The organism is Pelagimonas sp. (genome assembly GCF_058892305.1).
The window spans coordinates 53,107-79,871 of sequence record NZ_JBZXVN010000005.1; the positions used below are offsets into that span (position 1 = coordinate 53,107).

Annotated in this window: 22 protein-coding genes; 9 read left to right on the forward strand and 13 right to left on the reverse strand. The window is 55.3% G+C overall.

The features are described 5' to 3' along the window. Position 1: 1 nt before the first annotated feature. The 7 genes from AC5EFR_RS01950 to cysQ form a co-directional block, all read right to left on the reverse strand. Positions 2–1,702 carry a DUF5927 domain-containing protein gene (locus AC5EFR_RS01950; RefSeq protein WP_493574290.1) on the reverse strand — a complete coding sequence of 567 codons (1,701 nt, stop codon included), beginning with the start codon at positions 1,700–1,702 and terminating at the stop codon, positions 2–4. After that, positions 1,699–2,709: a glycosyltransferase family 2 protein gene (locus AC5EFR_RS01955; protein ID WP_493574291.1), complete on the reverse strand. Its 1,011-nt coding sequence runs from the start codon at positions 2,707–2,709 to the stop codon at positions 1,699–1,701. The genes AC5EFR_RS01950 and AC5EFR_RS01955 overlap by 4 nt, the downstream gene beginning before the upstream one ends. Before the next feature lie 54 nt (positions 2,710–2,763). Further along, the gene (locus tag AC5EFR_RS01960; RefSeq protein WP_493574292.1) at positions 2,764–3,948 is read right to left on the reverse strand and encodes a glycosyltransferase family 4 protein; all 1,185 of its coding nucleotides are present in this window, start codon (positions 3,946–3,948) and stop codon (positions 2,764–2,766) included. After that, on the reverse strand, positions 3,929–4,912 hold the full coding sequence (galE, locus tag AC5EFR_RS01965) for a UDP-glucose 4-epimerase GalE (protein WP_493574293.1): 984 nt from the start codon (positions 4,910–4,912) through the stop codon (positions 3,929–3,931). The genes AC5EFR_RS01960 and galE overlap by 20 nt, the downstream gene beginning before the upstream one ends. A 4-nt stretch (positions 4,913–4,916) precedes the next feature. Further along, positions 4,917–5,810, reverse strand: coding sequence for a UTP--glucose-1-phosphate uridylyltransferase GalU (gene galU, locus AC5EFR_RS01970; RefSeq protein WP_493574294.1), 894 nt, complete (start codon positions 5,808–5,810; stop codon positions 4,917–4,919). Between the two features lie 148 nt (positions 5,811–5,958). Then, on the reverse strand, positions 5,959–7,182 hold the full coding sequence (locus AC5EFR_RS01975; protein ID WP_493574295.1) for a glycosyltransferase family 2 protein: 1,224 nt from the start codon (positions 7,180–7,182) through the stop codon (positions 5,959–5,961). 3 nt (positions 7,183–7,185) lie between these two features. After that, a complete protein-coding gene (gene cysQ, locus AC5EFR_RS01980; protein WP_493574296.1) occupies positions 7,186–7,983 on the reverse strand; it encodes a 3'(2'),5'-bisphosphate nucleotidase CysQ in 798 nt (265 codons plus the stop codon). Positions 7,984–8,109: 126 nt separating this feature from the next. Here cysQ and AC5EFR_RS01985 point away from each other — a divergent pair, with 126 nt between their 5' ends. From AC5EFR_RS01985 to AC5EFR_RS01995, 3 genes are all read left to right on the forward strand, one after another. Continuing rightward, positions 8,110–8,940, forward strand: coding sequence for an ABC transporter permease (locus AC5EFR_RS01985; RefSeq protein ID WP_493574297.1), 831 nt, complete (start codon positions 8,110–8,112; stop codon positions 8,938–8,940). 90 nt (positions 8,941–9,030) lie between these two features. Next, positions 9,031–9,630 (forward strand): COG3650 family protein, encoded by a 600-nt coding sequence (locus AC5EFR_RS01990; protein WP_493574298.1) that lies wholly within the window; start codon positions 9,031–9,033, stop codon positions 9,628–9,630. A 14-nt stretch (positions 9,631–9,644) separates the two neighbouring features. Further along, positions 9,645–10,244 (forward strand): SH3 domain-containing protein, encoded by a 600-nt coding sequence (locus AC5EFR_RS01995; RefSeq protein ID WP_493574299.1) that lies wholly within the window; start codon positions 9,645–9,647, stop codon positions 10,242–10,244. On the opposite strand, the gene AC5EFR_RS02000 is transcribed toward AC5EFR_RS01995, so the two are convergent. Next, positions 10,245–10,679, reverse strand: coding sequence for a hypothetical protein (locus AC5EFR_RS02000; RefSeq protein ID WP_493574300.1), 435 nt, complete (start codon positions 10,677–10,679; stop codon positions 10,245–10,247). Positions 10,680–10,863: 184 nt separating this feature from the next. Then, positions 10,864–11,493, reverse strand: coding sequence for an alpha-ketoglutarate-dependent dioxygenase AlkB family protein (locus tag AC5EFR_RS02005; RefSeq protein ID WP_493574301.1), 630 nt, complete (start codon positions 11,491–11,493; stop codon positions 10,864–10,866). Between the two features lie 206 nt (positions 11,494–11,699). On the opposite strand from AC5EFR_RS02005, the gene dnaK reads away from it, so the two are divergent. From dnaK to radC, 3 genes are all read left to right on the forward strand, one after another. After that, positions 11,700–13,625, forward strand: coding sequence for a molecular chaperone DnaK (dnaK, locus tag AC5EFR_RS02010; protein WP_299923005.1), 1,926 nt, complete (start codon positions 11,700–11,702; stop codon positions 13,623–13,625). A gap of 78 nt (positions 13,626–13,703) precedes the next feature. Further along, complete coding sequence (gene dnaJ / locus AC5EFR_RS02015; protein WP_493574302.1) at positions 13,704–14,864, forward strand: molecular chaperone DnaJ; 1,161 nt, start codon at positions 13,704–13,706, stop codon at positions 14,862–14,864. Positions 14,865–14,985: 121 nt separating this feature from the next. Next, the gene (radC, locus tag AC5EFR_RS02020) at positions 14,986–15,750 is read left to right on the forward strand and encodes a RadC family protein (protein WP_493574303.1); all 765 of its coding nucleotides are present in this window, start codon (positions 14,986–14,988) and stop codon (positions 15,748–15,750) included. A 40-nt stretch (positions 15,751–15,790) separates the two neighbouring features. On the opposite strand, the gene AC5EFR_RS02025 is transcribed toward radC, so the two are convergent. The 3 genes from AC5EFR_RS02025 to secA all read right to left on the reverse strand — a co-directional run bounded on the left by AC5EFR_RS02025 (position 15,791) and on the right by secA (position 21,188). Continuing rightward, entirely contained in the window at positions 15,791–17,350 is a 1,560-nt protein-coding gene (locus AC5EFR_RS02025; RefSeq protein ID WP_493574304.1) for a phosphate ABC transporter substrate-binding/OmpA family protein, read from the reverse strand. A 22-nt stretch (positions 17,351–17,372) separates the two neighbouring features. Beyond that, a complete protein-coding gene (locus AC5EFR_RS02030) occupies positions 17,373–18,344 on the reverse strand; it encodes a translocase (RefSeq protein WP_493574305.1) in 972 nt (323 codons plus the stop codon). Positions 18,345–18,473: 129 nt separating this feature from the next. Beyond that, entirely contained in the window at positions 18,474–21,188 is a 2,715-nt protein-coding gene (gene secA / locus AC5EFR_RS02035) for a preprotein translocase subunit SecA (RefSeq protein WP_493574306.1), read from the reverse strand. Between the two features lie 174 nt (positions 21,189–21,362). Between secA and AC5EFR_RS02040 the strand changes: the two genes are divergently transcribed. The 3 genes from AC5EFR_RS02040 (at position 21,363) to mutT (ending at position 23,918) form a co-directional block, all read left to right on the forward strand. After that, a complete protein-coding gene (locus tag AC5EFR_RS02040; RefSeq protein ID WP_493574307.1) occupies positions 21,363–22,211 on the forward strand; it encodes a peptidylprolyl isomerase in 849 nt (282 codons plus the stop codon). Next, the gene (gene argJ, locus AC5EFR_RS02045; protein WP_493574308.1) at positions 22,212–23,432 is read left to right on the forward strand and encodes a bifunctional glutamate N-acetyltransferase/amino-acid acetyltransferase ArgJ; all 1,221 of its coding nucleotides are present in this window, start codon (positions 22,212–22,214) and stop codon (positions 23,430–23,432) included. A gap of 87 nt (positions 23,433–23,519) precedes the next feature. After that, a complete protein-coding gene (mutT, locus tag AC5EFR_RS02050) occupies positions 23,520–23,918 on the forward strand; it encodes an 8-oxo-dGTP diphosphatase MutT (protein WP_493574380.1) in 399 nt (132 codons plus the stop codon). Positions 23,919–24,269: 351 nt separating this feature from the next. On the opposite strand, the gene infB is transcribed toward mutT, so the two are convergent. After that, positions 24,270–26,762 (reverse strand): translation initiation factor IF-2, encoded by a 2,493-nt coding sequence (gene infB, locus AC5EFR_RS02055; protein WP_493574309.1) that lies wholly within the window; start codon positions 26,760–26,762, stop codon positions 24,270–24,272. Between the last annotated feature and the right edge of the window lie 3 nt (positions 26,763–26,765).

Here is a 26,765-nt window from a genome sequence, read left to right on the forward strand (position 1 = left end):
CCTATTTCTTGATCAAGTAAGGTTTGCGATGACCACCGGACAGGTTGCGCGGCGCGGGGTCAACCGGGAAGTCACCCATGAGATACGGGTGCATCCCCTGGTTCTTTAGGTTCTGCAAGAACTGACCAAAACCGGCCAAATCTTCCAAACGCGGGGCTTCGGCAAGGCGGCGCAGGCTTTTCTGACCGATTTCGTCGATGATCACCTGCAAGGGTTCCATCGGTGCTTCGATAAATTCGGCCATTGTCCAAATGCGCACCCGCGCCTTGACGTCCGGACTTCGCAATTCATCGAGCATCTTGCTCTCAATCTTTTGCAGGGCGGCGGCTTCGGCACGAATTTCCGCGAAATTGGTATTGGATTTAAAAAGCGGCACAGCCCAAGCGCCCGAAATCACGCTGATCTGGGCATTGGGATCGCGCGACATGTGCCAGTTGATTTTGGGGTTATCATGGGGCCCGTATTGAAAACACTGCCGCTCGCCACGGGTGTTCCAAAGTAGGTTGGTCAAAAAGGCGCGCGGGTTGGCATCACGAAGATTGGCGTTATTGGACAGGGCCCCATTGATGACCATCTGACCACCGGAAAATTCAGCGCAATCAGGGCCATATAGGTGGCCATGCACCTGAGCACCGGTCGCACGGGCAAGCCAGCTTTCGAAATCTTGAAACAGCTCTGCAAACCCTTGGAAAACCGAATAACGCCCGGCCGTCACCCCGTTCTCCCAACCCAAATTCGGGAAACGGCTTTGCATGAAAAGGCCAGGGCGACCGCGGGTCCGCCGATCAACTGCTTTGGCAAAAATGCGGTCAATTTTGCCGGGGTTGGGTTCTTGCTGGGACATGGCACCGTTGGGGTCGGTCAGGAACGCATCATAAAGACGCCCGGCCTCTGGCCAAATTTTGCGCGCCACAAAACAGTCAGACCGCCGAAGCAATTGCAGGTGATCGTCGTAAAAAATATGCGGTTTGCCTTGAAAGTCGAACTTGGACAGTGTTAGCGACCGGCTTTCGATATTGGTGGAATAAAGCCGCGCCAGAGTTTGAAAATAGCTTTCGTCCGGGATCCAAACATGGCGAAAATAACGGTCAAACTTATCGCGTTCAGGGTCCTGTAGAATAGCGGTGAGAGTTTGGCGGGTGAGGCACCACCATTGGCTCCCCATATGGGGGACCAAACCGCGCGGAATTCGGCGTTTGTAGCCGGCTGCCCGCTGAAACTCCACAAGCTTGTCAAACAGGTAGCGGTTCTTGCGCCAGCTGAACGGGAAATGCATCGTAAAGCGCTCTTGGTCCAACCCGCCTACGGTCCAAGGGACATCTGCGGTTGTGGCGCTCTCGATAAAATCGGTGCGTGGGCGTTGTTCGAGGTAGTCGACAAGCTCTTCTACGGGGCGCAGCGGTAGGCAAGATCCGGATGATAGATAGACATGGCGCACCTCCTCGAATTTTTCGAGCAGGAGTTCCGAAGCGTCCTGAGAGGCGGCCACAAGCCCCCATGTGCCCCATTCGCATCGGTGGCGTTTGGAAAACAACACCATCGGCGTATCGGACAGGCGCGCAACAAAGGCGTCATAGGTTTGGCGTGGCACCATTTTGTCGACATGGATGACAACAGGGCATCCGCCGCGTGTCCAATGGCGTGCAACTTCTTCGGCGCGGTCAAGCGCGGTGTGGACCAGCATGACGATCCCGACACTCATGCCCAGTTCCCCTTGGACATCAGCCCCAAAATCTCAAGCTGGCGCCAGTTGATGTATTTTTCAGACCACTTGCACCAAAGATCAGGATTGTCCTTAACGCCGTTTGCATAGGCGATATATTCGCGGCTGGCCCCATAGTGTTGGTTGCGCGCCAATTCCTCTTCGGCTTTGGCGGCAAAGGTGTCGAGAAATTTCGTGTGCAGCAGAATGCCGCTGGCCTTTTCGCCGCCCCATTCGTCGTAAACCTGATTTAAGCCGCGTGGCAAAAGGTTGTGGGTCGAACTGACATAGGCGTATTGGCGGTTCCATTTTACCAATGGAATTTTGTTCAGCGCCGGGGCCAGTTTCGGTTTGTCCTGAAAGAACATCCGGGCCCGTGGCCCGCCTTGAATCCATAGGTTTCCGAACTGTTTATTCTTTTCAACGGTGTAGTTGCCCGCATCAAACCAAGAGGCAATTTCAAGCGGGTCCTGCCCGGCTTGATATGGTTGGGCATCGATCCGCCCCTTGGGATACATATCCAACAGCATGGCGCTAAAAGATTTGATCGAGGAGGCATCGAGCCAGTCGGTCAAGGCACGCAAAGGGCGCGTATCACAAAAGGGATACAAGAAAAGCTCATCCGGATCGACAGTCAGCGCCCAGTGATCATGGGCGTATTTCAAAGCCAGCCAATTCAGCCAATCCACCCCAAAGCGCGATCTCTTATAGCTGGCTTGGGTGGTCCAAACAGAGACATCTGGTTGTTTGGCAAGGTAATCAAGCGACCCGTCGGTGCTGTCGTTGTCGACAAAGAAAAAATGGTTAACTCCCATGTCCCGATAGTATTTCAGAAACCACGGTAGGCGCACGCCTTCATTTCGTTGCGTCGAGAACAACAGGATATCAGACGGCGCAATATCGGAAGTACGATTGGCCACGGGGCGCAAATCGCGTCGCTTGCGAAACGCACGAATGCGCCAGCGCTTACGCTGAACCCGAAGTCGGTATGACTGCCATGCGCCCAATCGTGTGCCCTTGTCCAAGCCGGTTGACCGGCCCCTCGTTATAGATGGTCGCTATCAGATCAAGGTTAAGACGGTCTTGAAATGTTCATCCCAAGAGGGAGGAGTGAACGTCTGAGTACCACTTAAACCTGTTCGATGCTGGTCAGCCATCTCTATTATCGTTGTTTGCCAAAGATACCTGTCCGAAGCCTCTGCGTAAACGGGAATATTTCCCAGAACTTCCCGGAAAATCGGGAGGTTACTACAAAGCACCGGAACGCCAAGAGCGGCGGCTTCGATAGGCGGGAGGCCATAGCCTTCGGCAAAGCTCGGAAAGAGCAATCCGGCTGCGCCTTGCAAAAGAGCAAAAAGCTGATCATCCGGCAGATCATGCAATTCGTGGATGCGCTCTGGCTTTGCATCTAAGCGACTGAAAACATCATGGTTTTCCCAACCGCGATTGCCGCATATCAGAAGGTGAGAATCAGGAATGTCTGGCCAAATATCGAGCAGAAGCGCATGGTTTTTTCGCGGCTCGATTGTGCTGAGGCAGATAAAATAGGGGGCGGTCCAAGGGCCTTCTGGGGCTGTTCCCGTTTCGGGAATAGACACACCAAGATGAGCGATGATCCTGTCCGGGAGTGGGCCGGTCACATGTCGGCCAATGTCGTCTGCGGTTTGACGGGAGTTGCACAGGATCACATCGGCATGGGTGCAGGCCCGATTCAGAAAGGCGCGAAAGGGCGCGATGGTTTCGGGGCGTTGGTGTTGGGGAAAGTCCAGCGGAATAGTGTCATGGATCATCACCGCCACCCGCGCCTTGCGGAGCCGCATGGCCGATAGCACCCGATCGGTTAGGTTCGAATGACCGGTGTTGAGGTAATGCATACCCATTGGCAAATGGCGCGCCAGCATCCGCGACAGGCGTAGGGGCAGACAACGGTCGCGGCATATTCTGCGCAAGTAGGTTTCGGCCTGACGGCGTACCGGATGCAGCCCCTTGCGCAGTTTTGACAACCGGTCCGCCGGCCCCCAATTCTGATCAAGAATTCGATCACGTAGCGCGGTACATCCAGCAGGGTCTAGCAAGACATAACCCAATGAACTACGGATCAAGCCCCAAAGCTCTCCTTGGTCTAATAGGTTGTCTAGATAGGCGAATTCGACCCGGTCGACACCCGTCATCGGACGACCCGCCCGGCTTATCAACCGTGTCAGGTCAAGCAGTCGGGTCGGAGCCTCAGGCGTCGTAATGGCCATTTTTGTGCCACCGCCATGCATCTGCAATCATCTCTGCCATCGTTGATCGCGTCGGGTTCCAGCCAAGGTCCTCACTGGCGCGCGAGGACCCAGATACCAGCTTGGTGGCATCTCCGGCACGGCGTGGTCCTTCGGAACAGGGGACTTCCTGATTGGTGACGGTACCGGCGGAAGTGATGACTTCTTTGACCGAAAACCCACTGCCGGTGCCAAGATTGAAAACCTGGCTGCCTTTGCCGTCTTGCAACCATTTCAGGCCAAGAACATGGGCATCAACCAGATCACAGACATGCACGTAGTCACGGATGCAGGTGCCATCGGGCGTCTCGTAATCGGTGCCGTTAATGGTTAGCGCCGGGCGTTTGCCATCAATCGCCTCTAACATGACCGGGATGAGGTGAGTTTCGGGTCGATGATGTTCTCCAACCTCGCTTTCTGGGTCCGCACCAGCCACATTGAAGTATCGAAAGATCACATGGCGCAATCCGTAAGCGGCCTCAAAGTCGCGCAATATGTTTTCTACCGCGCGTTTTGAGGCCCCATAGGCATTCAGCGGCTCTTGCGGCGTGTTTTCATCCAGAACAACGTTGTCGTGTTCGCCGTAAGTTGCGCAAGTTGAGGAAAACACAAAGTCCAGACATCCGGCGGCGACGGCGGCCTCGATCAGGGTCAGTGATCCTTCGACATTATTGCGCCAATACATGCCGGGTTTGGCCATGGCTTCGCCAACTTGGCTAAGCGCTGCGAAATGCATCACGGCGACGGGCTGCCATCTGGCAAAAACCTCATCCAACCGGGCCCGATCCGTTAGATCACCGCGTTCAAATGGCCCGAACTTCACCGCGTCCTGCCAGCCGGTACACAGATTGTCAAAGGTCACGGGCGTAAACCCGGCGGCTTTTAGTGCCTTACAGGCATGGCTACCGATATAGCCCGCGCCACCAGTTACTAAAACATGTGCCAAAGGTCTATTCCGCCGCTTTTCGTGCAGACATGATTTCGTGCAAGTACCCTTCGAGGTCGTCTTTTAGATCATCGCGCGATAGGCCAAATGCCACGGTGGCTTGCAAGAAGCCGCTTTTGGACCCGCAATCAAAGCGTTGGCCCCGAAAGCGATAGCCGTAAACGCCATTGCCCTCGGTGATCTCGCGGGCAATCGCATCGGTGAGCTGAATTTCACCACCAGCACCGGACTTGATCCTGTTCAGGTGGCGGAAGACATCAGGCGACAAAATGTAACGGCCAATGACGGCCAAATTAGACGGCGCTTGGTCAACGGCAGGTTTTTCAACCATGCCTTTGACTTTGACCATATTTCCCATGTCCTCTTGGATGTCCAAGACACCGTAACTAGAGGCTTTTTCCGCAGGAACTTCCATTGCGGCGACCATATTTCCACCGGTTTCTTCGTAGGCTTCAACCATTTGCTGTAGGCATGGTTTCTCGGCGGCGATCACATCGTCGGGTAGCATGACGGCAAAGGGTTCGTTGTGGACCAATCGGCGGGCGCACCAAACAGCATGTCCCAAGCCAAGGGCCCGGTGCTGGCGGATATAGGCGATTTCACCTGAGTCCATGTTTGTGGACTTCAAAATGTCGAGAAGTTCATCCTTGCCCTTTTTGCGCAGCTCTTGTTCGAGTTGTGGCGCGTGGTCAAAATAATCTTCCAAGGCCCCTTTGCCGCGCGAGGTCACAAAAATGAACTCTTTGATCCCAGCGGCGCGCGCTTCGTCAATGGCATACTGGACCAGCGGACGATCGACCAAAGTCATGATCTCTTTGGGTACCGATTTGGTTGCCGGAAGAAAGCGGGTTCCCATACCTGCAACGGGAAAAATGGCTTTCGTGACCTTCTTGCGCATCGGTCTGCTCCTGTTTTTATCTTTTGACAGCTTATCGCACGCGATTTTTGAGGTCGCTACCAAATTTTTGATACGATAGGCTGAATAACCGGGTATTGTTTCCAATTCGTTGTAGTTCTGCTGCGAAATGGCGGTTTTTCTGTACAATTTAGCCGCGGACTGCGGATACTCGGTCCTGTTCTTCGTTCACTCGTGTCGCGAACCGACAGTAACGAGAGAAGCGCTGGGTGCGTTCACTGCGCCCAAATCTTCCGCCAAATTGTTCCCAATACCCACCGCTTGTAAACGAAACCGTATGGAACCTTGGGCTTGGTAGAAAAATGAACAAGCTCACAATGCTGCCGTCTTCGACCAGTTCGGCAGCACGACGTCGCAATCTAGGGGCTTGCCAAATCCGACCGGCCAACACGACGCGTGGGGCGTTGGGACGTCCGGGAAAGTCCTGAAACGCCGGTGCAACTGCCTTTGGGACTGGCAGGGTTGTGATGGGCCGCCTTTGACCTTCGGCTCCGCCATCCTGTAATCCGCGCAGTAATTGCGCCATCCGTTCCGCGTTTAGTTGACGCTTTTTGGCAAATCGAAACAGCCGCAACCTCTGCTCTTCGCAAAAGGCCACCCAAGCGCGGTCCTGATCCGCTTTGGGGCAAAATTTCCTTAGATACACGCGCTGCGAGGCCCCAATTTGGGTCAGGTCCTTGGGGACGCGCGACGCCTCTCGCCGCTCACTTTCTGCGAAACCGTGATGGACCTGAGCGAGAGGCACTATAGCGGTTTGATGGCCCTGTTGAGCAAGGCGCATGTTGAGGTCGGTTTCATCTAGGTAAAAGTGAAACTGGGGGTCAAACCCGCCCAATTCCCGAAGAACAGTCCGTCGAAACGCCATGTTTGTTCCCTCCGTCTTGAGGGCATGGCCATTGGGGATTTTTGGTACAACCGGCCTTGTGTCCGGTAGGGGGTAGGGGGACGGCGTGCCGGTGCAATCTACCGTCCGGGCCCTCCACTGAAATGAAATGCCATTTCGCCCGATGACATAGCCACCGGCGGCTGAGACATCGGGTTGCTCGAACGGACCCGTTAAATGTGCAAGCCAGAGCGGTTCGGGAACCGCGTCGTCATCTATAAACGCGACAACGTCACCCGCTGCCTGTGCGATGCCAAGGTTTCTGGCCGCTGAGATGTTGGGGACGTCAAAGCCAACAAGCTTGATGAATGACGCATCCGGCCGGGCGCGCACAATGGCTTCCCCATCCGGGCAAGTCACCACAATCACTTCGAATGGGGCGTAGTCAAGTTGGGCCAAGCCCATCAGGCAGCGGGCAAGGGCCTGGGGGCGGCCCCGGCTCACAACCACCACACTGACGGACAAGGCCATGCACTAGGCCTTTTGCAGCTCAACGCCCGGCGCGTAGGCGATAAAGAACGGGTTTGCGAAACCGTCTTTGCCATAGACCAACGGGGTGTGATCGTCGAAACGCACAACTTTGCCACCGGCACCATGCAACACGGCCTGACCTGCGGCGGTGTCCCATTCCATCGTGCGGCCAACGCGTGGGTACAAATCGGCCTCACCCGTGGCGACAAGGCAAAACTTCAACGACGATCCGGCGCTTTTGCTGTCTTTGGTGGCATATTTGGCGATGTAATCTTCGGTGGCTTGATCGCGGTGTGATTTGGACGCGACCAACATCAACGCGCTGTTGTCAGGTGTGCTAACAGAGATGGCTTTGGTTTCGCCGGCGGTGTCTTTGTCAAAGGGACCCATCTCTTCGACGGTTGATCCATCTGCCAGAGTATAGAACATCCGTTCGCGGGCCGGGGCATAGACCACACCGCGCACCGGTACACCGTCTTCGACCAGGGCGATGTTGACGGTGAAATCACCGCGGCGTTTGATGAATTCCTTGGTGCCATCCAGCGGATCAACGATCAAAAAGGTTTTGGCGTCAACACCATGGCTGTCGGCTTGTTCCTCTGTGACAAGGGCGACATCGGGAAAAGTGGCGCGCAATCCGGCCGAGATGATCGCGTCTGCGGCTTCGTCCGCTTCGGTCACCGGGCTGTCATCCGATTTCACTTTCACGTCGAAATCGTCGGCGTTGTAGATCTCCATGATCTTGTCACCGGCCTCCAGTGCCAGCTTGCGGATCACTGTTGTCAGTTCCGAATAGTCCACGAAATGTCCCCTTCCCGGCAAAATGTCGGGTTTTATTGATTTGAAAGCCTTTGCGTCTTATGGTGCCATTCAACAAGAACGGCAAGAATGCCGAAAGTATCAGGCCGCGTATCGGAGCAGCGCCCCATGTTTCAGATGACAACACCCCGGTCTCGGCTGGGCTCGGCAATTTATATTGCTGAACTGATTTACCACAATTCTGTTCGATCTGTGCGTAAATCCCACGGGAACGCCTTTATGGCGATCTTTATGAACATGCTGCAGACGATTGTTTTCGTCATGGCGTTTTATGTGATGTTCCAAATTCTGGGCCTGCGTGGAACGGCGCTGCGTGGCGATTTCATGGTTTATATCATGACCGGGATTTTCCTCTACATGACGCATTCCAAAACACTGGGTGCGGTGTCCGGGTCCGAAGGTCCGGCAAGTCCGATGATGCAACACGCCCCGATGAACACGGCGATTGCGATTGCAGCCGCGATGATCAGCACACTGTACATTCAGGTTCTGTCGCTTGTTGCGATTTTGTTTGTCTATGACGCGGCCTTTGCCCCTGGTGTCCTTTTGGAAATCTATGATCCGATTGGGTGTCTGGGCATGGTCTTGCTTGCTTGGTTCTCGGGCGCGGCAATTGGAATGGTGTTTTTGGCCGCCAAACCGTGGTTCCCAACCCCGGTCGGCATCATCTCAACGGTGTATCAGCGCGCAAATATGATTGCTTCTGGCAAGATGTTCGTTGCAAACACCTTGCCGCCCTACATGCTAACCATGTTTGATTGGAACCCATTGTTCCACTGTATCGACCAATCGCGCGGTTTTGCGTTTCTCGACTACAGCCCTCGTAATTCCAGCTGGGAATACGCCCTGTATCTGTCGATCTTTCTTATCATGATTGGCTTGATGGGTGAATTTTACACCCGCAAACATGCCTCGGCCTCTTGGGGGGCCCGTCGCTAAGATTAGACGGTATTCCGGACTATGGAATACCGCACTTTGGCAAAACCGATGTTCCGCATAGTCTTGGGTCAATTGACCAAGGAGTTTCCTATGCTGATCCGCGCCCTTGCCCTGATGCTTGCCACCGCAACGACGGCGGTTGCCCAAGATTTGCCAGCCCTGTTTGATGTGACGGGTGTGGCCTCTGATGACGTGCTGAATGTTCGGACCCGTCCGATGGCAGGGGCCAATATCATCGGCACCTTGGCCTTTGATGCCAAGTCGGTCGAAGTGGTCGAGGTTCAGGACAACTGGGGCCGGGTCAATGTTGACGAAGGCTCGGGATGGGCCTCGATGACGTTTCTGGCCGAGCAACCTGACACGGCGCTGCCAAACGCCGTGCATTTCAATTGTTTCGGGACCGAACCGTTTTGGTCTCTTGATGTGCAAAACGGCGGCCCTGCGATTTTGTCGACCCCCGAAGGACATGACCGCCCGTTCCAGATGGGGCTTGCCCGCGCCGCCAATGCCCGCCCGGCCCCCTTTGCTATTTTAGGGAGCGCACAGGGGGAAAATATTGCAATTGTGATGGACAAGGAAATTTGTTCCGATGGCATGTCGGACCGCTTGTTCGGCCTGAACGGAACCGTTGTGATCAGCGGATATAACATGGAAGTTTTGTCGGGTTGCTGCTCGATCCAATCGGAGTAAATGACATTATCAAGATGCTGACGGTTTTTCTGTTGATGTCTTCGGCGGCCTTGGCGGAGTCCTTTCCAGCGCTCTACAATGTTGTGGATGTGGCCTCTGATGACACTCTGAACATCCGTTCTAAACCTTCTTCCAAGGGGCAAGTAATCGGCGTTTTGGCCCATGATGCGGACTATGTTCAAATTGAAGCCTTGGACGCGTCAGGTCGGTGGGCACAGGTCAGCGCCGGAGAGGCGGGCATGGGGTGGGTCTTTGCGCGCTATTTGCAGATTGTTCCGGGGGCTACTTTTCCAGAATGGCCGTATTTGCAATGTTCCGGCTCCGAAGCGGCATGGTCCCTACGCTACGCAGAGGGGGAGGGTGTGATTTATCGCGCCGGATACGAAGGGCCAGGGCGGCATCTTGCGTCTGGTCCGATCGCGACGGCAAGTGAAAATACCCGCGCAACGGCCATTATGGCCAGCGACGGCACGCTGCATGTTTCGGCCTTGATCGAAACCGAGCAATGCTGGAGTACGATGATTGAAACATTTACCGGGATAGAGGCGACGGTTTTTGTGACTGGCGAGGCGCAGAAAATGATGCATGGCTGTTGTCGTCTGATGGCACCTTGATCAGTTCCGAGCGGCTTGTGTGAGAACGTTTTTCGTTTCGGATGCTAAATCTAGAAGAAAGCTCTGAACCATGTGGCGATGAGTTTGCGCGACCCGGCTGCTCATGCCGTTTTTTGGTCCTGTCAAAATTGAAGATGTGCTCCAAATCTTGTGTCGGTAAATGCTGGTGAACTCTTTGCCATCTACGATCACGTCCTGTAGCACCGGCGTCCAAACATTGATCTGAACGATAACTGCGCAATTGTACTGATTCAGGGCGTAACCAATTGCAGTTACCTCAGCGATGGTTCCAAAATCATCAGTTTTGGCAATGTCAAAACCACTGCGAATGAGTTCGAGGCTAACTTCGTCAATCGACCTTTGAGTGTTGCGCCAACATCCCCCGGTGACTTGATCCGACTTTCGAACAAAGACTTCGCGATTTCGGTCAATCATTAACCATTGGGGATTGGCCGGCAAAATTGGGGGGTCGGCAAGGGCGGACGTCGTCAAAAATACGAGGCCAAGGACAAGGCGTAAAAAGGGCATGACTAAAATGTCTCATTGATCAAAACGCGCAATATCAGGTTAGCACTGGCGAAGAAACAGGATCAAGAACGGGATTGGTAGTCCGTTTCGGTCACGTCACAACACGTAAAGTCAAGTTGATCCGCCCGCCTTGCGGCAGCAAGCTTGATGACCCAAACCGGAGCCGGTCCACACCGTGATGCGCCAGCCGTGCGTCACCACCCATCACAACAACATCGCCGGATTTCAGCCAGATCGACTCGGTTTTGCCGCCACGGTCCACATTACCCATCCGAAACAACGCCTCGTCGCCAAGGCTGATAGACACCACCGGGTAGTCGAAAGCCGCCTCGTCGCGATCTTGGTGCAGTCCCATCTTCGCGTCTTCGCCGTACCAGTTGATCAAACAGCATTCCGGGTCGCGTTTGGGGAGGTGTTGACAGCTGTCAACTTTATACCAAATTTTAAGAATTGAGGCTGGGATGGCGGGCCATGCTGCGCCATTTGGATGCTGCGTTTCATAGCGATAGCCGCGCCTGTCGCTGATCCAGCCAAAATCACCCGCCGCGCTCATCCGCACCGACATCGGTTTTCCCCGCGCGGTCACGGGCTGAACCAAAGGGGCGCTCCGCAAAATCCCGCGCAACTCCTCAACAAGCGATTCTTGTTCGGCCCGATCCAGAAATTCGGGATGAATGACAAAGCCCTTTTGGCGGATCACGGGTGAATTTGCAGGTTTCATGCCTCTTTCTTTCGTGATTCCTAACGTTAGCCAAGCAATTCTGCACATTTGCTGTGTTGCAGGTGCTTGCAGGGACAAAAGCGGCTCCTTATATACCGTCCGAACGCGCCGGATCCGGCCGGACCGGCGTTCCTGCCATACGGGGCACCGGATGCCGTTACGGGTCCAGCGCCACGTGATATCGCCTGTTAAGAAAGGGATCGAACATGGGTAAAGTGATCGGTATCGACCTCGGTACAACGAACTCTTGTGTTGCCATTATGGACGGCTCTGCCGCCCGCGTCATTGAAAACGCCGAAGGCGCACGCACAACTCCTTCTATCGTTGCATTTGCTGACGACGAACGCCTTGTTGGCCAGCCAGCCAAACGTCAGGCTGTTACCAACCCAGAAGCCACCGTTTTTGCGGTGAAGCGTCTGATTGGCCGCCGCGTCACCGATGCAGAAGTCACCAAGGATCAGGACATTGTTCCATACGCCATCGTTGATGGCGGCAATGGCGATGCATGGGTTGAGGCCAAGGGTGAGAAATACTCTCCGTCGCAAATCTCTGCCTTTATCCTCGGCAAGATGAAAGAAACCGCCGAGAGCTATCTTGGCGAAGAAGTCACTCAGGCGGTTATCACCGTTCCTGCGTACTTTAACGACGCCCAGCGTCAGGCCACCAAAGACGCCGGTAAAATTGCCGGTCTCGAAGTGCTGCGGATCATCAACGAACCGACAGCGGCGGCTCTGGCCTATGGTCTGGACAAGAAAGAAAGCAAAACCATCGCGGTCTATGACCTTGGTGGCGGTACTTTCGATGTGACCATTCTGGAAATCGACGACGGTCTGTTCGAAGTGAAATCGACCAACGGCGACACCTTCCTTGGTGGTGAAGACTTTGACATGCGCATCGTCAACTACCTCGCGGACCAGTTCAAAAAAGAGCACGGTGCCGACCTGACCAAAGACAAGATGGCCCTGCAGCGTCTGAAAGAAGCCGCTGAAAAAGCCAAAATCGAACTGTCTTCGGCCACTCAGACCGAAATCAACCAGCCGTTCATCACCATGGACCCGGCCACAGGCGCACCTTTGCACCTGGTTGTGAAACTGACCCGCGCCAAACTGGAAAGCCTTGTTGGTGATCTGGTCAAAGCGTCTATCAAGCCTTGCCAAGCCGCGTTGAAAGACGCCGGCCTGACCACGGCTGACATCGACGAAGTCGTTCTGGTTGGCGGTCAGACCCGTATGCCACGCGTCTTTGACGAAGTGACCAAGTTCTTTGGCAAAGAGCCACATAAGGGTGTGAACCCTGACGAAGTTGTTGCCATGGGCGCGGCCATTCAGGCCGGTGTTCTGCAGGGGGACGTCAAAGACGTTGTTCTTCTCGACGTAACACCTCTGTCGCTTGGTATCGAAACTCTGGGCGGCGTATTTACCCGTCTGATCGACCGCAACACCACCATCCCGACGAAAAAGTCTCAGGTCTTCTCGACCGCCGAAGACAACCAGTCGGCCGTGACTATCCGGGTTTTCCAGGGTGAGCGCGAGATGGCGGCTGACAACAAGATGCTCGGCCAGTTCAATTTGGAAGACATCCCACCGTCGCCTCGTGGTATGCCACAGATCGAAGTGACCTTTGACATTGACGCAAACGGCATCGTGTCCGTTGGTGCCAAGGACAAAGCCACCGGTAAAGAGCAGCAGATCACCATCCAAGCCTCGGGCGGTTTGACGGATGAGGACATCGAAAAGATGGTCCAAGAAGCCGAAGAAAACGCCGAAGCGGATAAAGAGCGCAAAGAGCTGGTCGAAGCCCGCAACCAAGCCGAGAGCCTTGTGCACTCGACCGAGAAATCGGTTGAAGAGCATGGCGACAAGGTCGATCCGTCCACTGTTGAGGCGATTGAGCTTGCGGTTGCAGCGCTGAAAGACGATCTGGAGAAAGACGACGTTGCAGCTGAGAAGCTCAAGGCCGGTATCCAGAACGTGACCGAAGTCGCAATGCGCCTTGGTGAAGCGATCTACAAAGCCCAAGCCGAAGAAGCCGGCGAAGAGCCCGCAGCTGCGGATGCTGAGGGTCCTGCTGGTGCCGACGATGATATCGTTGACGCCGACTTCGAAGATCTGGGTGATGACAAACGTGGCTAAGGCCGGTTTGTGACACTGATCGGGGGCCGGTCCGGTAGCCGGACTGGCCCTTTTCCTTTCCTGGAAAGGAGGACGTAGATGTCCAAAAGTGATTATTATGATCTGCTAGGAGCCTCCAAAGGGGCCTCTGCAGATGAGCTCAAGAAGGCCTATCGCAAGAAGGCCAAGGAACTGCACCCGGATCGCAATTCGGACAATCCAAACGCAGAAGCTCAGTTCAAAGAGATCAATGAGGCCTATGATGTCCTCAAAGATCCTGAGAAGAAAGCAGCCTATGACCGCTACGGTCATGCCGCATTCGAAGGCGGCATGGGGGGTGGCGGTGGTCGACCCGGTGGCGGGTTTGGCGGCGGTGGCCCCGGTGATTTCGGCAGTGCCTTCTCTGATGTGTTCGACGATCTATTCGGCGACTTTATGGGTGGCCAGCGCGGCGGTGGCGGGCGTCAGCGCGCCTCACGCGGGGCGGACTTGCGCTATAACCTGCGGATCACACTCGAAGACGCCTTTGCGGGAATGCAGAAAACCATCAATGTGCCAACTTCGGTGCAATGTGGTGAATGCGAAGGGTCTGGTGCCGAAGGCGGAGCAGAACCGACTACCTGCCCAACCTGTTCCGGTATGGGTAAGGTTCGGGCAACACAGGGTTTCTTTACGGTTGAGCGGACTTGCCCAACCTGTTCTGGCCTTGGTCAAATCATCAAGAACCCATGCAAATCCTGCGGTGGAAATGGCCGTGTTCAAAAAGAACGCGCACTGTCTGTGAACATCCCAGCTGGTGTTGAAACCGGCACGCGCATTCGTCTTGCGGGCGAAGGTGAGGCGGGCATGCGTGGTGGCCCTCCGGGTGATCTCTATATCTTCATCGAAGTCGAAGAGCATAAGATTTTCGAACGAGAAGGCAGCGAGTTGCATTGCCGAGTGCCGGTGTCGATGACCTCTGCTGCTTTGGGTGGCGATATCGAAGTGCCGACCATTGATGGCGGTCGTTCGCGGGTGAAAATCCCATCGGGAAGCCAATCTGGCCGCCAGATGCGGTTGCGCGGCAAAGGCATGCCAGCGCTACGCGGCGGTGGCATCGGTGACATGTTCATCGAACTGGCCGTCGAAACACCGGTGAACCTGACCTCTCGTCAAAAAGAGATTTTGCGCGAGTTTGAAGGCCTAGCCGAAAACAACAACCCCGAAAGCTCGAGCTTTTTCTCGTCGGTCAAAGGGTTTTGGGACAGTATGAAAGGGTAGACCCCCTTCCCAAATCCCAGATTTTTCAGAAAGCGGTGCCCAGATGGGTGCCGCTTTTTCTTTGTGGGAACGGAGTGACAACATTTACCATTCGTTCACCATGCTTCAGCAAAGATGAGGCATGGCTCAGGGACCACATTTTTCAGATTCACAAGCGGCATTGTTCGACTTGGACGAAGCTCCGGTGCAACCGGTGCCCGATTCCAAGCTGTTGCCATCCTATATCAAAGATCATCGTGCGCGGTTGCGTGAGCGTTTTCGGATTGGTGGGGCCGAAGCCTTGCCCGACTATGAGCTTTTGGAGCTGGTCTTGTTTCGTGCCATTCCTCGTCAGGACGTTAAACCACTCGCTCGGCAGTTGCTTGACCAATTTGGAGATTTCAACGGCGTTATCTCTGCACCTACGATGAGATTGGCAGAGGTCAAAGGTGTCGGCGCCGCGGTTGTGACCGAACTCAAAATCGTTGAGGCGGCGGCACACCGTTTGGCGCAAGCCAAGGTTTTAAAACGGCACGTGGTGAGCAGTTGGGATGCTTTGCTGACCTATTGCCAAACAGCAATGGCACATGGTGAGGTCGAACAATTTCGCGTGCTGTATTTGGACCGCAAGAACGTCTTGATCGCCGATGAAGCGCAAGGGCGTGGCACGGTCGACCACGTCCCCGTCTATCCGCGGGAAGTTGTCAAACGCGCCTTAGAGTTGAACGCGACGGCGATGATCCTTGTGCACAATCATCCGTCAGGGGACCCAACACCTAGCGGGGCAGATATTGAAATGACTGAGCAAATTCGAGAAGCTGCCGAAGTGCTTGGGCTGACCTTGCATGACCATTTGGTGATCGGCAAATCGCAGGAATTGAGTTTCAAAGCCGAAGGGTTGCTCTAGACGCCCAAATTCCGTGCACGGAATTTGCCACCGCAAGCCTTTAGCGCACCCAGACCTCGACCCGCCGGTTCACCTGACGCCCCCAAGACGTTTCATCGCAAGCCATGGGCATGGCCTCACCGAATGCATCGGTCAACACTTCTATTTGATCCAAATCCGCTGTTTCCGCAGTCAGTTCCACTGCGCGGCGCACGGTTTCGGCGCGTTTTCGGGCAATTGTCAAATTCCCCTGCGCCGGGCCGACCCCGTCCGAGAACCCAACAAACACCAGCTTGCGCCCATCATAAATCCCGGCCTCGAGAGAGCGGGCGAGTTGTTGAACATTTGAACGGGATTGCGCATCTAACCGGGTCGATCCGGTTTCAAATCGAAAGGATGTGGTCAGTCGGCGCATTTCAGATAGGGTTCGGGTTAGACGTTTGAGTTCCTTTAACGAGTTATCGCCATCAGTCACAAGCACCGCATTCGTGAACCGGTTTCCCTGCAAATCGATTGGGATTTCCTCGGGAGCTTGGTCAACAAACCCCGCTCTCCGGATGACAATTTGCGCCGGTGGTGTGCGGGTAAATGTCAAAAACTCACGGGCCAAAGCCGGGAGGCGGCGGGCCGGAACGTATAGAAACATAGGTGCGGTTAATGGGAAATCTTCGGTTTTGATCGAGCGGCGCGCGGCGCGCAACGAGAAGCCACAATTCCCCCCAATCAACAAAGGTTTGGCGTTTCCGATGTCGGAAAAGCTGGCGATGCCAATGCCAAATGGGTCCTTCGCGACGGCATCCGCCAATTTTGCGTTCGTATTGTAACGCTGTGCCAAAGCCGTCAATGTTGTCTGAGCCGGTTGTAGTATTTTGTCCTCTAGCTCCTGCGACAGGCCCGAGTTGGCATCGCGAACATGGACGGTGACCGGGGCATCGGGGCCTCCTAACTCTCGCCAATTTGACAGTTTTCCAGAGAGAACCCTTGCGAGATCAGTTAGCGAAATCTTGTTAACCGGATTATTGGCCGCGACCACAGGCACCAAAGCATCCAGGGCCAAAACTCGGGCGCGATTGGGGGTTTCGAGATTGCCAAGGCCCGCCTCTCGCGCCAGCGCGATTTCTGAGGGACGGATTTCGCGCAGTGACATGACAATATCCGCCTCTCCGGCCAACAGATCGGCGAAACCTTCGTCGGTGTTGGTTACCCGAAAGGTAAAGATCCCAACCATTTTGCCGCTGCGGGTATCGCTGAGAATATAGGCAAAGCGGTTGTCACTTATCGTTTGTCGTTTGGCATTTAGCCCGTTGCGCAAAGCAAAGGATTCCAACAATGCAGGCATCAAAACCGAGCCAACAGTGGCGGACCCAGACACTGAGAGTTCGGCGACATAGTCCGTGAGCGATGGGCAAGAAGGGCCGTCGCAAAGCACACCAGAGCTATCGACGGTTAGCTCGCCGAATTTGGTGTCGATACGGTAAAACTCGCCGTCAAACCCAAGAAAGGTGCCGGTCAATTCGATCGCGCCATCGCGGGACCGGAGGGTGATGTCTTGGGCCAAAGCCGAAGACACGATCCCTAAAATGAAAAGTGCGGCGAATATCGCCGCACGCCAAATGTGCATATCTTGTCCTGCCTGGCGCGATTTACCTCGCGGCGATTGTCAGGTCTTGGACAAGATTATTCAACACCAGAAAGTCACCTGTGCTGTCGCAGCCGGGAATTTCTAACGTCATGTCGCGGACACGCAGGTCGGAACCGGCTGCCATCTCAAATGTTTGCGCCTCAACACGGGTTTCGCAATTTGCACCTGTGACTTCGGCTTCAACCGATAGGGCAATTTCGCCGCTGCGTTTGGTCGTGCCGCTTGGGTAGGAATAGATTTCCGCCAAGAGGGCTTCGGGCGCGTCGGATTGACCGAGGCGGGTCAAGAAACCACCTTCGCCGCGGGCCGCCGCGGTCAAATCGCCAGCCGTTGAGGCCCAAACGTGGCCATCACTGAAATAGTCGGCGTCAAATTCGCGGGCGTGCAATTGCAGGCCTGCATCGCCTTTCCATTGCAGCACAACGCGGTCGTAAAATGGCATCGAGGTCACTTCAACTGTTGCCATCGCGCCGTCACCACTTGCAAAGGACGCCATGAAGACGGCCGCTTCGGCAAGGGCAGGCACGGAAACGTCAAGGGAGCCGTCGGGCTGCATAACTTCGGTGAACACCATACCCTGATGATGGATTGTGACACGCTCGCTGGCGTGGCAAGCTGAGGACAGCGATAGGTTAACCATCGCACCAGCGGCAGGGCTTGCTTCCATGCGAACGTCACAGCCAAAGCTTTCAGCGCTGTTTTCCTGTGGCAATTCGGTGCCGATCAAACCGGCATCGGCGGCCGCAAGCTCAACAGATTGGCCGGGCATTTCAATATCAAACTGCAAGTCAGTTGGCGGTAGGGGAAGGGCGGTCGCTGAGGAGACTTCGGTGATGTCCGAGACTTCCAGCGGGCCGACCTGAGCGGATTTACTCTGACCCGGAAGGGCGAGGCCGAATTGCATGACGTAGCCAATACCCAAGGCGCAGACCAAGGTTGTACCAGCCAGTAGATAACTCTTGAGACGCGCCATTTTGGCCTCCTGTCTATTACGATCAGGGTGCAGATTGGCAGCCAAACGTGGCAGGTCTGGGGCAGGGGGGCGGAGTCATTTGGGCATTTCTGCGCGGTAAATCTGACCGCTGACTCCGCCGTTAGGTGTTTAGGCGAGGCTGCCGTGGCAGTGTTTGAATTTCTTGCCAGAGCCACATGGGCAAGGATCATTGCGGCCTGGGTTACCCCAGGTCGATTGATCATTTTCATCAAAACCGGCGATGAGCGGCTCTGGTGCATCGGCTGGTTGTGCTGGTGCTGATGACGCATCTGCGGCCTGCTGAACGGCTTGTTGTTGCGCCATTTGCTGCTGCATCATCTCTGCCATCATCGCCTTTTGCTCATCTTCCGTCATCGGACGAACCTGAGCCAATTGGGTGGTGACGGTTTCACGCAGAGATTCGAGCAAGTTTTCAAACAGCTGGAACGCCTCGGTTTTGTATTCGTTCAACGGATCCCGCTGGGCATAGCCCCGGAACCCAACAACCGAACGCAGATGTTCGAGCGTCAACAGGTGTTCACGCCACTTGCCGTCGATGGTTTGCAACAGGAACTGTTTTTCGATCTGGCGCATGGTGTCCGCGCCAAAGGCCTCGGCTTTTTCGGCCATCAACGTGTCGCTGGCTTCTTCAAGACGTTCGCGGATCACGTCCTGATCAACGCCATCTTCATCGGCCCAGCCGATGAGCGGCAGATCAAGCCCCAGTTTTTCAATAGACGCAGCATATAGGCCCTGCATGTTCCATTGTTCGGCATAGGTTTTGTCAGGCGCATAGATGTCGACCAACTCGTCGATCACTTCGTGACGCATGTCCTGTACGATTTCCGACAGGTCCTCGGCTTCCATGATTTCACGACGCTGCGAGAAGATCACCTTACGTTGATCGTTCATCACGTCATCGAATTTCAAAAGCTGCTTACGAATGTCAAAGTTGCGGCCTTCGACTTTGGCTTGGGCGCGCTCCAGCGATTTGTTCACCCAGGGGTGAATGATCGCTTCGCCTTCTTTCATACCAAGGCTGGACAGCACTTTATCAAGCCGTTCCGATCCAAAGATCCGCATCAGGTCATCTTCGAGGCTTAGGAAAAAGGACGAGCGGCCCGGGTCACCCTGACGGCCGGAACGGCCGCGCAGCTGGTTGTCGATCCGACGGCTTTCGTGGCGTTCCGTCGCCAACACATAAAGGCCACCGGCCTCTTTGACGGCGGCTTCGTCGGTGGTGTGCTCTTCTTCGATCCGCAGACGGATCGCCTCTGGGTCACCTTCAGGATCGGCGGCGATGGCCTCCATGATCTTGAACTCGACATTGCCGCCCAGTTTGATGTCGGTCCCGCGGCCAGCCATGTTTGTGGCGATGGTCACGGCCGCAAGTTTACCGGCATCGGCAACGATTTGGGCTTCTTGTTCGTGCTGACGGGCGTTCAGAACGTTGTGCGGCAACTCAGCAGCCGTCAACATTTGGCTTAGCATCTCGGACTTTTCGATCGAGGTTGTGCCAACCAAGACCGGCTGACCTTTCTCGTGAGAAAGCTTGACCTCTTCGACAATCGCCTCAAATTTTTCGCGCGCGGTGCGGTACACTTTGTCGTCATCATCAATTCGAGCGATGGGGCGGTTGGTCGGAACTTCGACAACGCCTAGCCCATAGATTTCGGCAAATTCTTCGGCTTCTGTCGCCGCCGTACCGGTCATGCCGCCCAATTTGTCATAAAGACGGAAATAGTTCTGGAAGGTTACCGAGGCCAAGGTGACGTTCTCTGGCTGAATTTTACAGCCTTCCTTGGCTTCAATCGCCTGATGCAACCCTTCGGACAACCGACGCCCAGCCATCATACGTCCGGTGAATTCGTCGATTAAAACAACCTCGCCGTCGCGAACGATGTAATCCTTGTCCTTTGTAAACAAAACATGGGCGCGCAGGCCTTGGTTTACATGATGAACAATGGTTGTCGATTCCGGATCATAAAGCGACTGATCTTCCGGCAACAAACCACGCGCCTGAAGATGTTGCTCAAGGAAATCGTTGCCGTCGTCGGTGAATGTGACGTTCTTGGTTTTCTCATCAACCGCGTAGTGGTCTTCTTGCAGATCGGGGATCAGCTTGTCGATTTGGACATAAAGCTCGGAACGGTCCTCGGCAGGGCCCGAAATGATCAAAGGTGTTCGGGCTTCGTCGACCAAGATCGAATCGACCTCATCGACGATGGCGAAATAATGGTCGCGCTGGCTCATCTGGTTGAGCTCAGATTTCATATTGTCGCGCAGATAGTCAAAACCCAGCTCGTTGTTGGTGGCATAGGTGATATCGGACGCGTAGGCGGCTTGCTTTTCCTCGTCGGGCTGACGGGGATAGACAACGCCAGTGGTCATCCCAAGGGCACCGTAAACCTTGCTCATCCACTCGGCATCGCGTTTTGCAAGGTAATCGTTCACCGTCACAACATGCACGCCGCGCCCGGTTAGCGCGTTCAGGTAGGCGGCAAAGGTCGCCATGAGGGTCTTTCCCTCACCGGTTTTCATTTCCGAAATGTTGCCCTGGTGCAGGAATATCCCGCCCATCAGCTGGACATCAAAGGCGCGCAGGCCCAAGGCGCGTTTCGCGGCCTCGCGGCAGTTTGCAAAAGCCTCTGGGAGCATATCATCAAGCTTTGCGCCATCGGCGATTCGCTTTTTATACTCTTCAGTTTTAGTGATCAGGCCAGCATCGTCGAGTTTTTCAAACTCGGCCTCCAGCGCGTTGATCTTTTCCACCAGCGGACGGGTGGCCTTGATCTTGCGGTCATTCGGGGTGCCGAACACCTTCCGCGCGAGTTTTCCAAACATGCTCAATCTACCTGTTTCATCTAACGTCTAGAGGCATCTGCTTGCCCGGCGCGCATACAGCCCATATGACGGAAGGAAACGACCGGCCCAAACAAAGCCCTATCGGCATGTAAGGGCCGGGCCATAGAGTGTCAACGCCGCGGAGGTCGCGGCCCGTCTGGAAGGACCAAAACGATGTTAAAATCCCGCAATTTTCTGGGTGCAGCGGCGCTCGCACTCAGCTTTGCCATTCCTGCACAGGCCGAAGAGCTGGGCGTGGAGAGTGTTGTGGCGACCGTTGACGGAGTCGAAATCACATTGGGTCATATGTTGATGGTGCGCGCGTTGTTGCCGGAGCAGTATCAACAACTTGGCAACGAAGTGCTCTGGGATGGTATTCTCGACCAGTTGATCCAACAACAGGTTCTATCTACGGACGCACTGGCGGTTGAAACGCCCCGTGTTCGCATCGCGCTAGATAACGAACGCCGTACTCAGTTGGCGTCGGTTGTGATTGCGACCCTGGCCGATAATGCCGTCACCGAAGAGGCGCTGAAAGCCGCTTATGAAGCCGAATACATGAGCTCCGATCAGGGCATGGAATACAACGCGTCTCACATTTTGGTGAACACCGAAGAAGAGGCCCAAGCCTTGGTCGGTGAGTTGAGCTCAGGTGCAGATTTTGCCAGCTTGGCCCAAGAGAAATCCACCGGCCCATCGGGGCCAAATGGCGGGTCCTTGGGGTGGTTCAGCAAGGGCATGATGGTCGCGCCCTTCCAAGACGCGGTTGAAAAGCTTGAGCCCGGTGCCGTTGCAGGTCCGATCAAAACTCAGTTTGGTTGGCATGTGATCAAGCTCAATGAAACCCGTATCAAAGAGGCACCTGCTCTGGACTCGGTTCGCTCCGCGCTTGAGGCCCAGATACGCCAGCAAGTGGTCTCGAAGAAAATCGACGACCTGGTTGGCGCTGCCAATGTGACCCGGACCAAAAGAGATGAGGTCGACACCTCGATCCTTTCCAAAATTGATTTGTTGGAGAACTAAATGTCACTGCCCCGATCACCACTCGCCCCTCCGGCATTCCCTGATCTTCCCGTCATTCAAGGCGTGCGATTTGCCGCCGTTGCCGCAGGGATCAAATATCAGGGTCGAACCGATGTCATGTTGGCTCAGCTTGATCCTGGCGCGGTGGTGGCCGGGGTGTTTACCCGTTCGGCCACACGGTCGTCCAATGTCTTGGACTGTCAGTCAAAAATTCAACTTGATAGCGACGAAGGTGCGGCGTTTCTTGTGAATTCGGGCAACTCCAATGCCTTTACTGGCAAAGCTGGTGACGGATCGGTTGCCGCGATGTGCGCGGCTGTTGCTCAGGCAACCGGCCTGCCAGAAACCCGCGTGTTCACCTCGTCAACGGGCGTAATTGGTGAACGCTTGCCGCATGATCGGATCACTGCCAAATTGGGTGATCTGGTTGCGGGCCTATCGGATACGGCGGCCAAGGATGCCGCCGCTGCAATCATGACGACGGATACATTCCCCAAGGGGGCGTCGACCGAGGTTGTTATCAATGGAAAGCCCGTACGCATCGCCGGTTTTGCCAAAGGATCGGGGATGATAGCGCCAGATATGGCAACTATGTTGGTCTATATCTTTACCGATGCAAAAATCGCCCGGTCTGACCTGCAAAACTTGGTCAGCGCGGTCAACAATCGCACCTTCAACTGTATAACGGTCGATAGTGATACCTCGACGTCGGACACTTTATTGATGGCGGCGACCGGCGCATCTGATGTAGATGTCACCGGCAACCCAGCATTTGGCGCAGCCCTTCAAGAGGTGTTTCTCGACCTAGCTCATCAAGTTGTGCGCGACGGGGAAGGTGCAACAAAATTTGTCACCGTATCGGTGACCGGCGCCGCAACTGACACCGACGCCCGGACGCATGCGCTGTCCATTGCGAATTCGCCGCTGGTCAAAACGGCTGTCGCTGGTGAGGATCCGAACTGGGGCCGTATCGTTATGGCGATCGGAAAATCCGGTGCCGCGGCTGATCGTGACCTTCTTTCGATCAAATTTGGCGATGTTCTGGTTGCCGAAAACGGGTGGGTCGCAGAGACGTATCGCGAAGAAGACGGCGCAGCTCTGATGAAAGAACAAGAGATCGACATCAGAGTCGATATTGGCTTGGGCAACGGCAAATCCACTGTTTGGACGTGTGATTTGACCCATCAATACATCACGATCAACGCCGATTACCGGTCCTGATCCGCCTTTCATCTTGCTCAATAAACTCCGGGGAGCGCGAGGGGCTGGCCCCTCGTCCCTGACGCTGAAAATATGATTGGAACGCCAATGAAAACCCTGCTGGTCTCTGCTGTTGCCCTTATTGATCGCGATGGTCGTGTTTTGCTCGCCCAACGCCCCGAGGGCAAATCCATGGCTGGGTTGTGGGAGTTTCCGGGGGGCAAAGTCGAGCAAGGTGAGACGCCCGAAGTTGCCTTGATACGCGAGTTGCAAGAAGAGCTAGGGATTGATACTTGGCAAAGCTGTTTGGCCCCACTGACCTTTGCCTCACATAGTTATGATGAGTTCCATTTGCTGATGCCGCTTTTTGCCTGTCGCAAATGGGAGGGTATCCCTCGGGCGCAGGAAGGCCAGACCTTGAAATGGGTACGAGCAGGTGAGTTGCGTGACTACCCAATGCCGCCGGCAGACGTCCCTTTGATCCCGATCCTTCGGGATTGGCTATAAGTCGGGTCCAGAGGCCCCAACAGATTGCGTACCAATCTTGTTGGACCGTTTTTCTTAACCAACCGACCGGTAGTGGAAGGAATTGTTAACCATTCTTACCTAACCATTCTTCCACTGGTTTCTTTGGGGAGAATTGCCGTGCTTAGAACGATCATTCTTGGAAGTTGTGTCTCGGTTCAGGGACATTTCGAGAGGACCCTATCTGATGGGCGTATTTGTGTTCGGGTTGGGGGGCGCCTTTATTCGGGGCATCCGGTCAAACCGATAGCAAAAGCCGCTTGATAGAGGTTTTGGATACCAAAAAGCCCGCCGAAATTCGGCGGGCTTTTTAATTGTCATAAAGTGCTAGGATTAGTCCAGCGTGCGTGTGATCTCTTCACGTTCGAAGATTTCGATCACGTCATCGGCGCGGATATCATCGTAGTTCTCGAACGCCATACCACATTCCTGACCCGACTGAACCTCGGCCACTTCGTCTTTGAAGCGCTTGAGTGTTTTCAGCGTGCCTTCGTGGATCACAACGTTGTCGCGTAGCAGACGCACACCGGCCGAACGACGTGCAACGCCTTCGGTGACGATACAACCTGCAACCTTGCCAACGCCGGTAACCTTGAACACGTCCTTGATGGTCGCGTAGCCAATGAAGTTTTCGCGGATCTCTTTGGAGAGCAGGCCAGAGGCCGCCGCTTTGACATCATCCACTAGGTCGTAGATCACGCTGTAATAACGGATTTCCACGCCTTTTTGGTTGGCCGAGTTACGCGCCGATGCGTTTGCACGAACGTTAAAGCCAATGACCGGACATCCGGAGGCTTCGGCAAGGCTGACATCGGATTCGGTGATCGCGCCAACGCCCGAGTGCAGGACACGAACGCGGACTTCGCCGTTGCCGACTTTTTCCAGCGCCTGAACGATGGCTTCCGAAGAGCCTTGAACGTCTGCTTTGACCAAAACGGGAAGTTCGGAAACATCTTCGTCTTCTTTGGCCTTCTGCATCAGCTGTTCCAAGGTGGTTGCGGCACCAGCTGCGGCGCGCTTTTCCTTGGCAAGGTTGGCACGATACTCGGCGATTTCACGCGCCTGTGCATCGGTTTCAACCACGTTCAAAACGTCACCTGCTTCGGGGGTGCCGTTGAGGCCAAGAACCTCACAAGGCACGGACGGGCCAGCTTCTTTGATGCGCTCGCCTTTGTCGTTGATCAGCGCACGGACCTTACCGTATTGCTCACCCACAACAAAGATATCGCCCAATTTCAGCGTACCTGTCTGAACCAGAACTGTGGCAACCGGGCCGCGACCCACATCAAGCTTGGCCTCAATCACCGCGCCTTCGGCGTTGCGATCTGGATTGGCTTTCAGCTCAAGAATCTCTGCCTGAAGCGCGATGGCGTCGAGCAATTCATTGAGGCCCTGACCGGTAATGGCCGATACTTCAACGTCCTGAACGTCACCGGACATCTGTTCCACGACAACTTCGTGTTGCAGAAGGTCTGTGCGCACCTTGGTTGGGTTCGCTGCCGGGCGGTCGATCTTGTTGATCGCCACGATCATCGGAACACCGGCCGCTTTGGCGTGGTTGATCGCTTCGACGGTCTGCGGCATCACCGCATCGTCCGCCGCAACAACCAGAACCACGATATCCGTGACCTGAGCACCGCGAGAGCGCATCGAAGTAAAGGCCGCGTGGCCCGGAGTATCGAGGAAGCTCAACACAGACCCATTATCGGTTGTAACCTGATAGGCCCCGATGTGCTGGGTGATCCCACCGGCTTCGCCCGCAGTAACCTTGGCATCGCGGATGGCGTCCAGAAGCGATGTTTTACCGTGGTCAACGTGGCCCATGATGGTGATGACGGGTGGGCGAGATTTCAGATCCTCGTCCTTGTCTTCAACAGTTTGGATCACGTCTTCGACGTCCGCATCAGAAACGCGGGTGATCTTGTGGCCGAACTCTTCGATGATCAATTCCGCGGTGTCCGCATCGATCGACTGGTTCTGCGTGGCCATGATGCCGCTATTCATCAGCGCCTTGATCACGTCGCCGACTTTTTCGGTCATCCGGTTGGCCAGTTCAGCAACTGTGATGGCCTCTGGCAACTGAACGTCACGAACAACCTTTTCACGCTGCTGTTGTCCGCCCATCGCCTTTTGACGCGCACGCTCTTGCTTACGCTTCATCGCGGCCATGGATTTATGACGGTTGCCGCCACCACCCAGCGCCTGATTCAGCGTCAGCTTGCCTGAACGACGGTTGTCGTCACGGCCGCGCGTGTTCCGGGCGTTGCGATCATTGCGGTCATTGCCGCGATCATCGCGACGGGGCGTCGCCTCTTTTGGCTTGTTGCGATTCGGAGCATCGTCTCCGCCACGAGCAGGCGTCGGCGCAGGGGCCGCAGCAGCACGTTTGGCCGCCTCAGCCGCTTCTTCGGCTTTACGCTTTTCGTCCTCGGCTTTTTGGCGTGCGCGTTCTTCCGCTATGGCAGCTTCTTTTGCCTTAGCTTCTTTTTCCGCACGCATACGGTTCCGCTCTTCTTCGCGGGCTTTTTCCTCGGCCGCGCGTTTGGCTGTCTCTTCGGCTTCGCGGGCTTTAGCAGCCTGTAACGCCTTGAGACGACGGTCCATTTCCGCATCCGTGATGCCTGCGGGGCGCTTACCGCCCGCTCCAGACGGACCTACGCCCGGCCCTCTTCCGCCGCCGGCACCCGGCTTGGGCACCACAACGCGTTTGCGTTTGGTTTCCACCACGACGTTCTTGGTGCGCCCATGGCTGAAGCTCTGCTTCACGTTGCCCGCACGGGCCCCACCACGCAAACCCAATGTCTTTTTGCCGTCGTTATCGCTCATGAA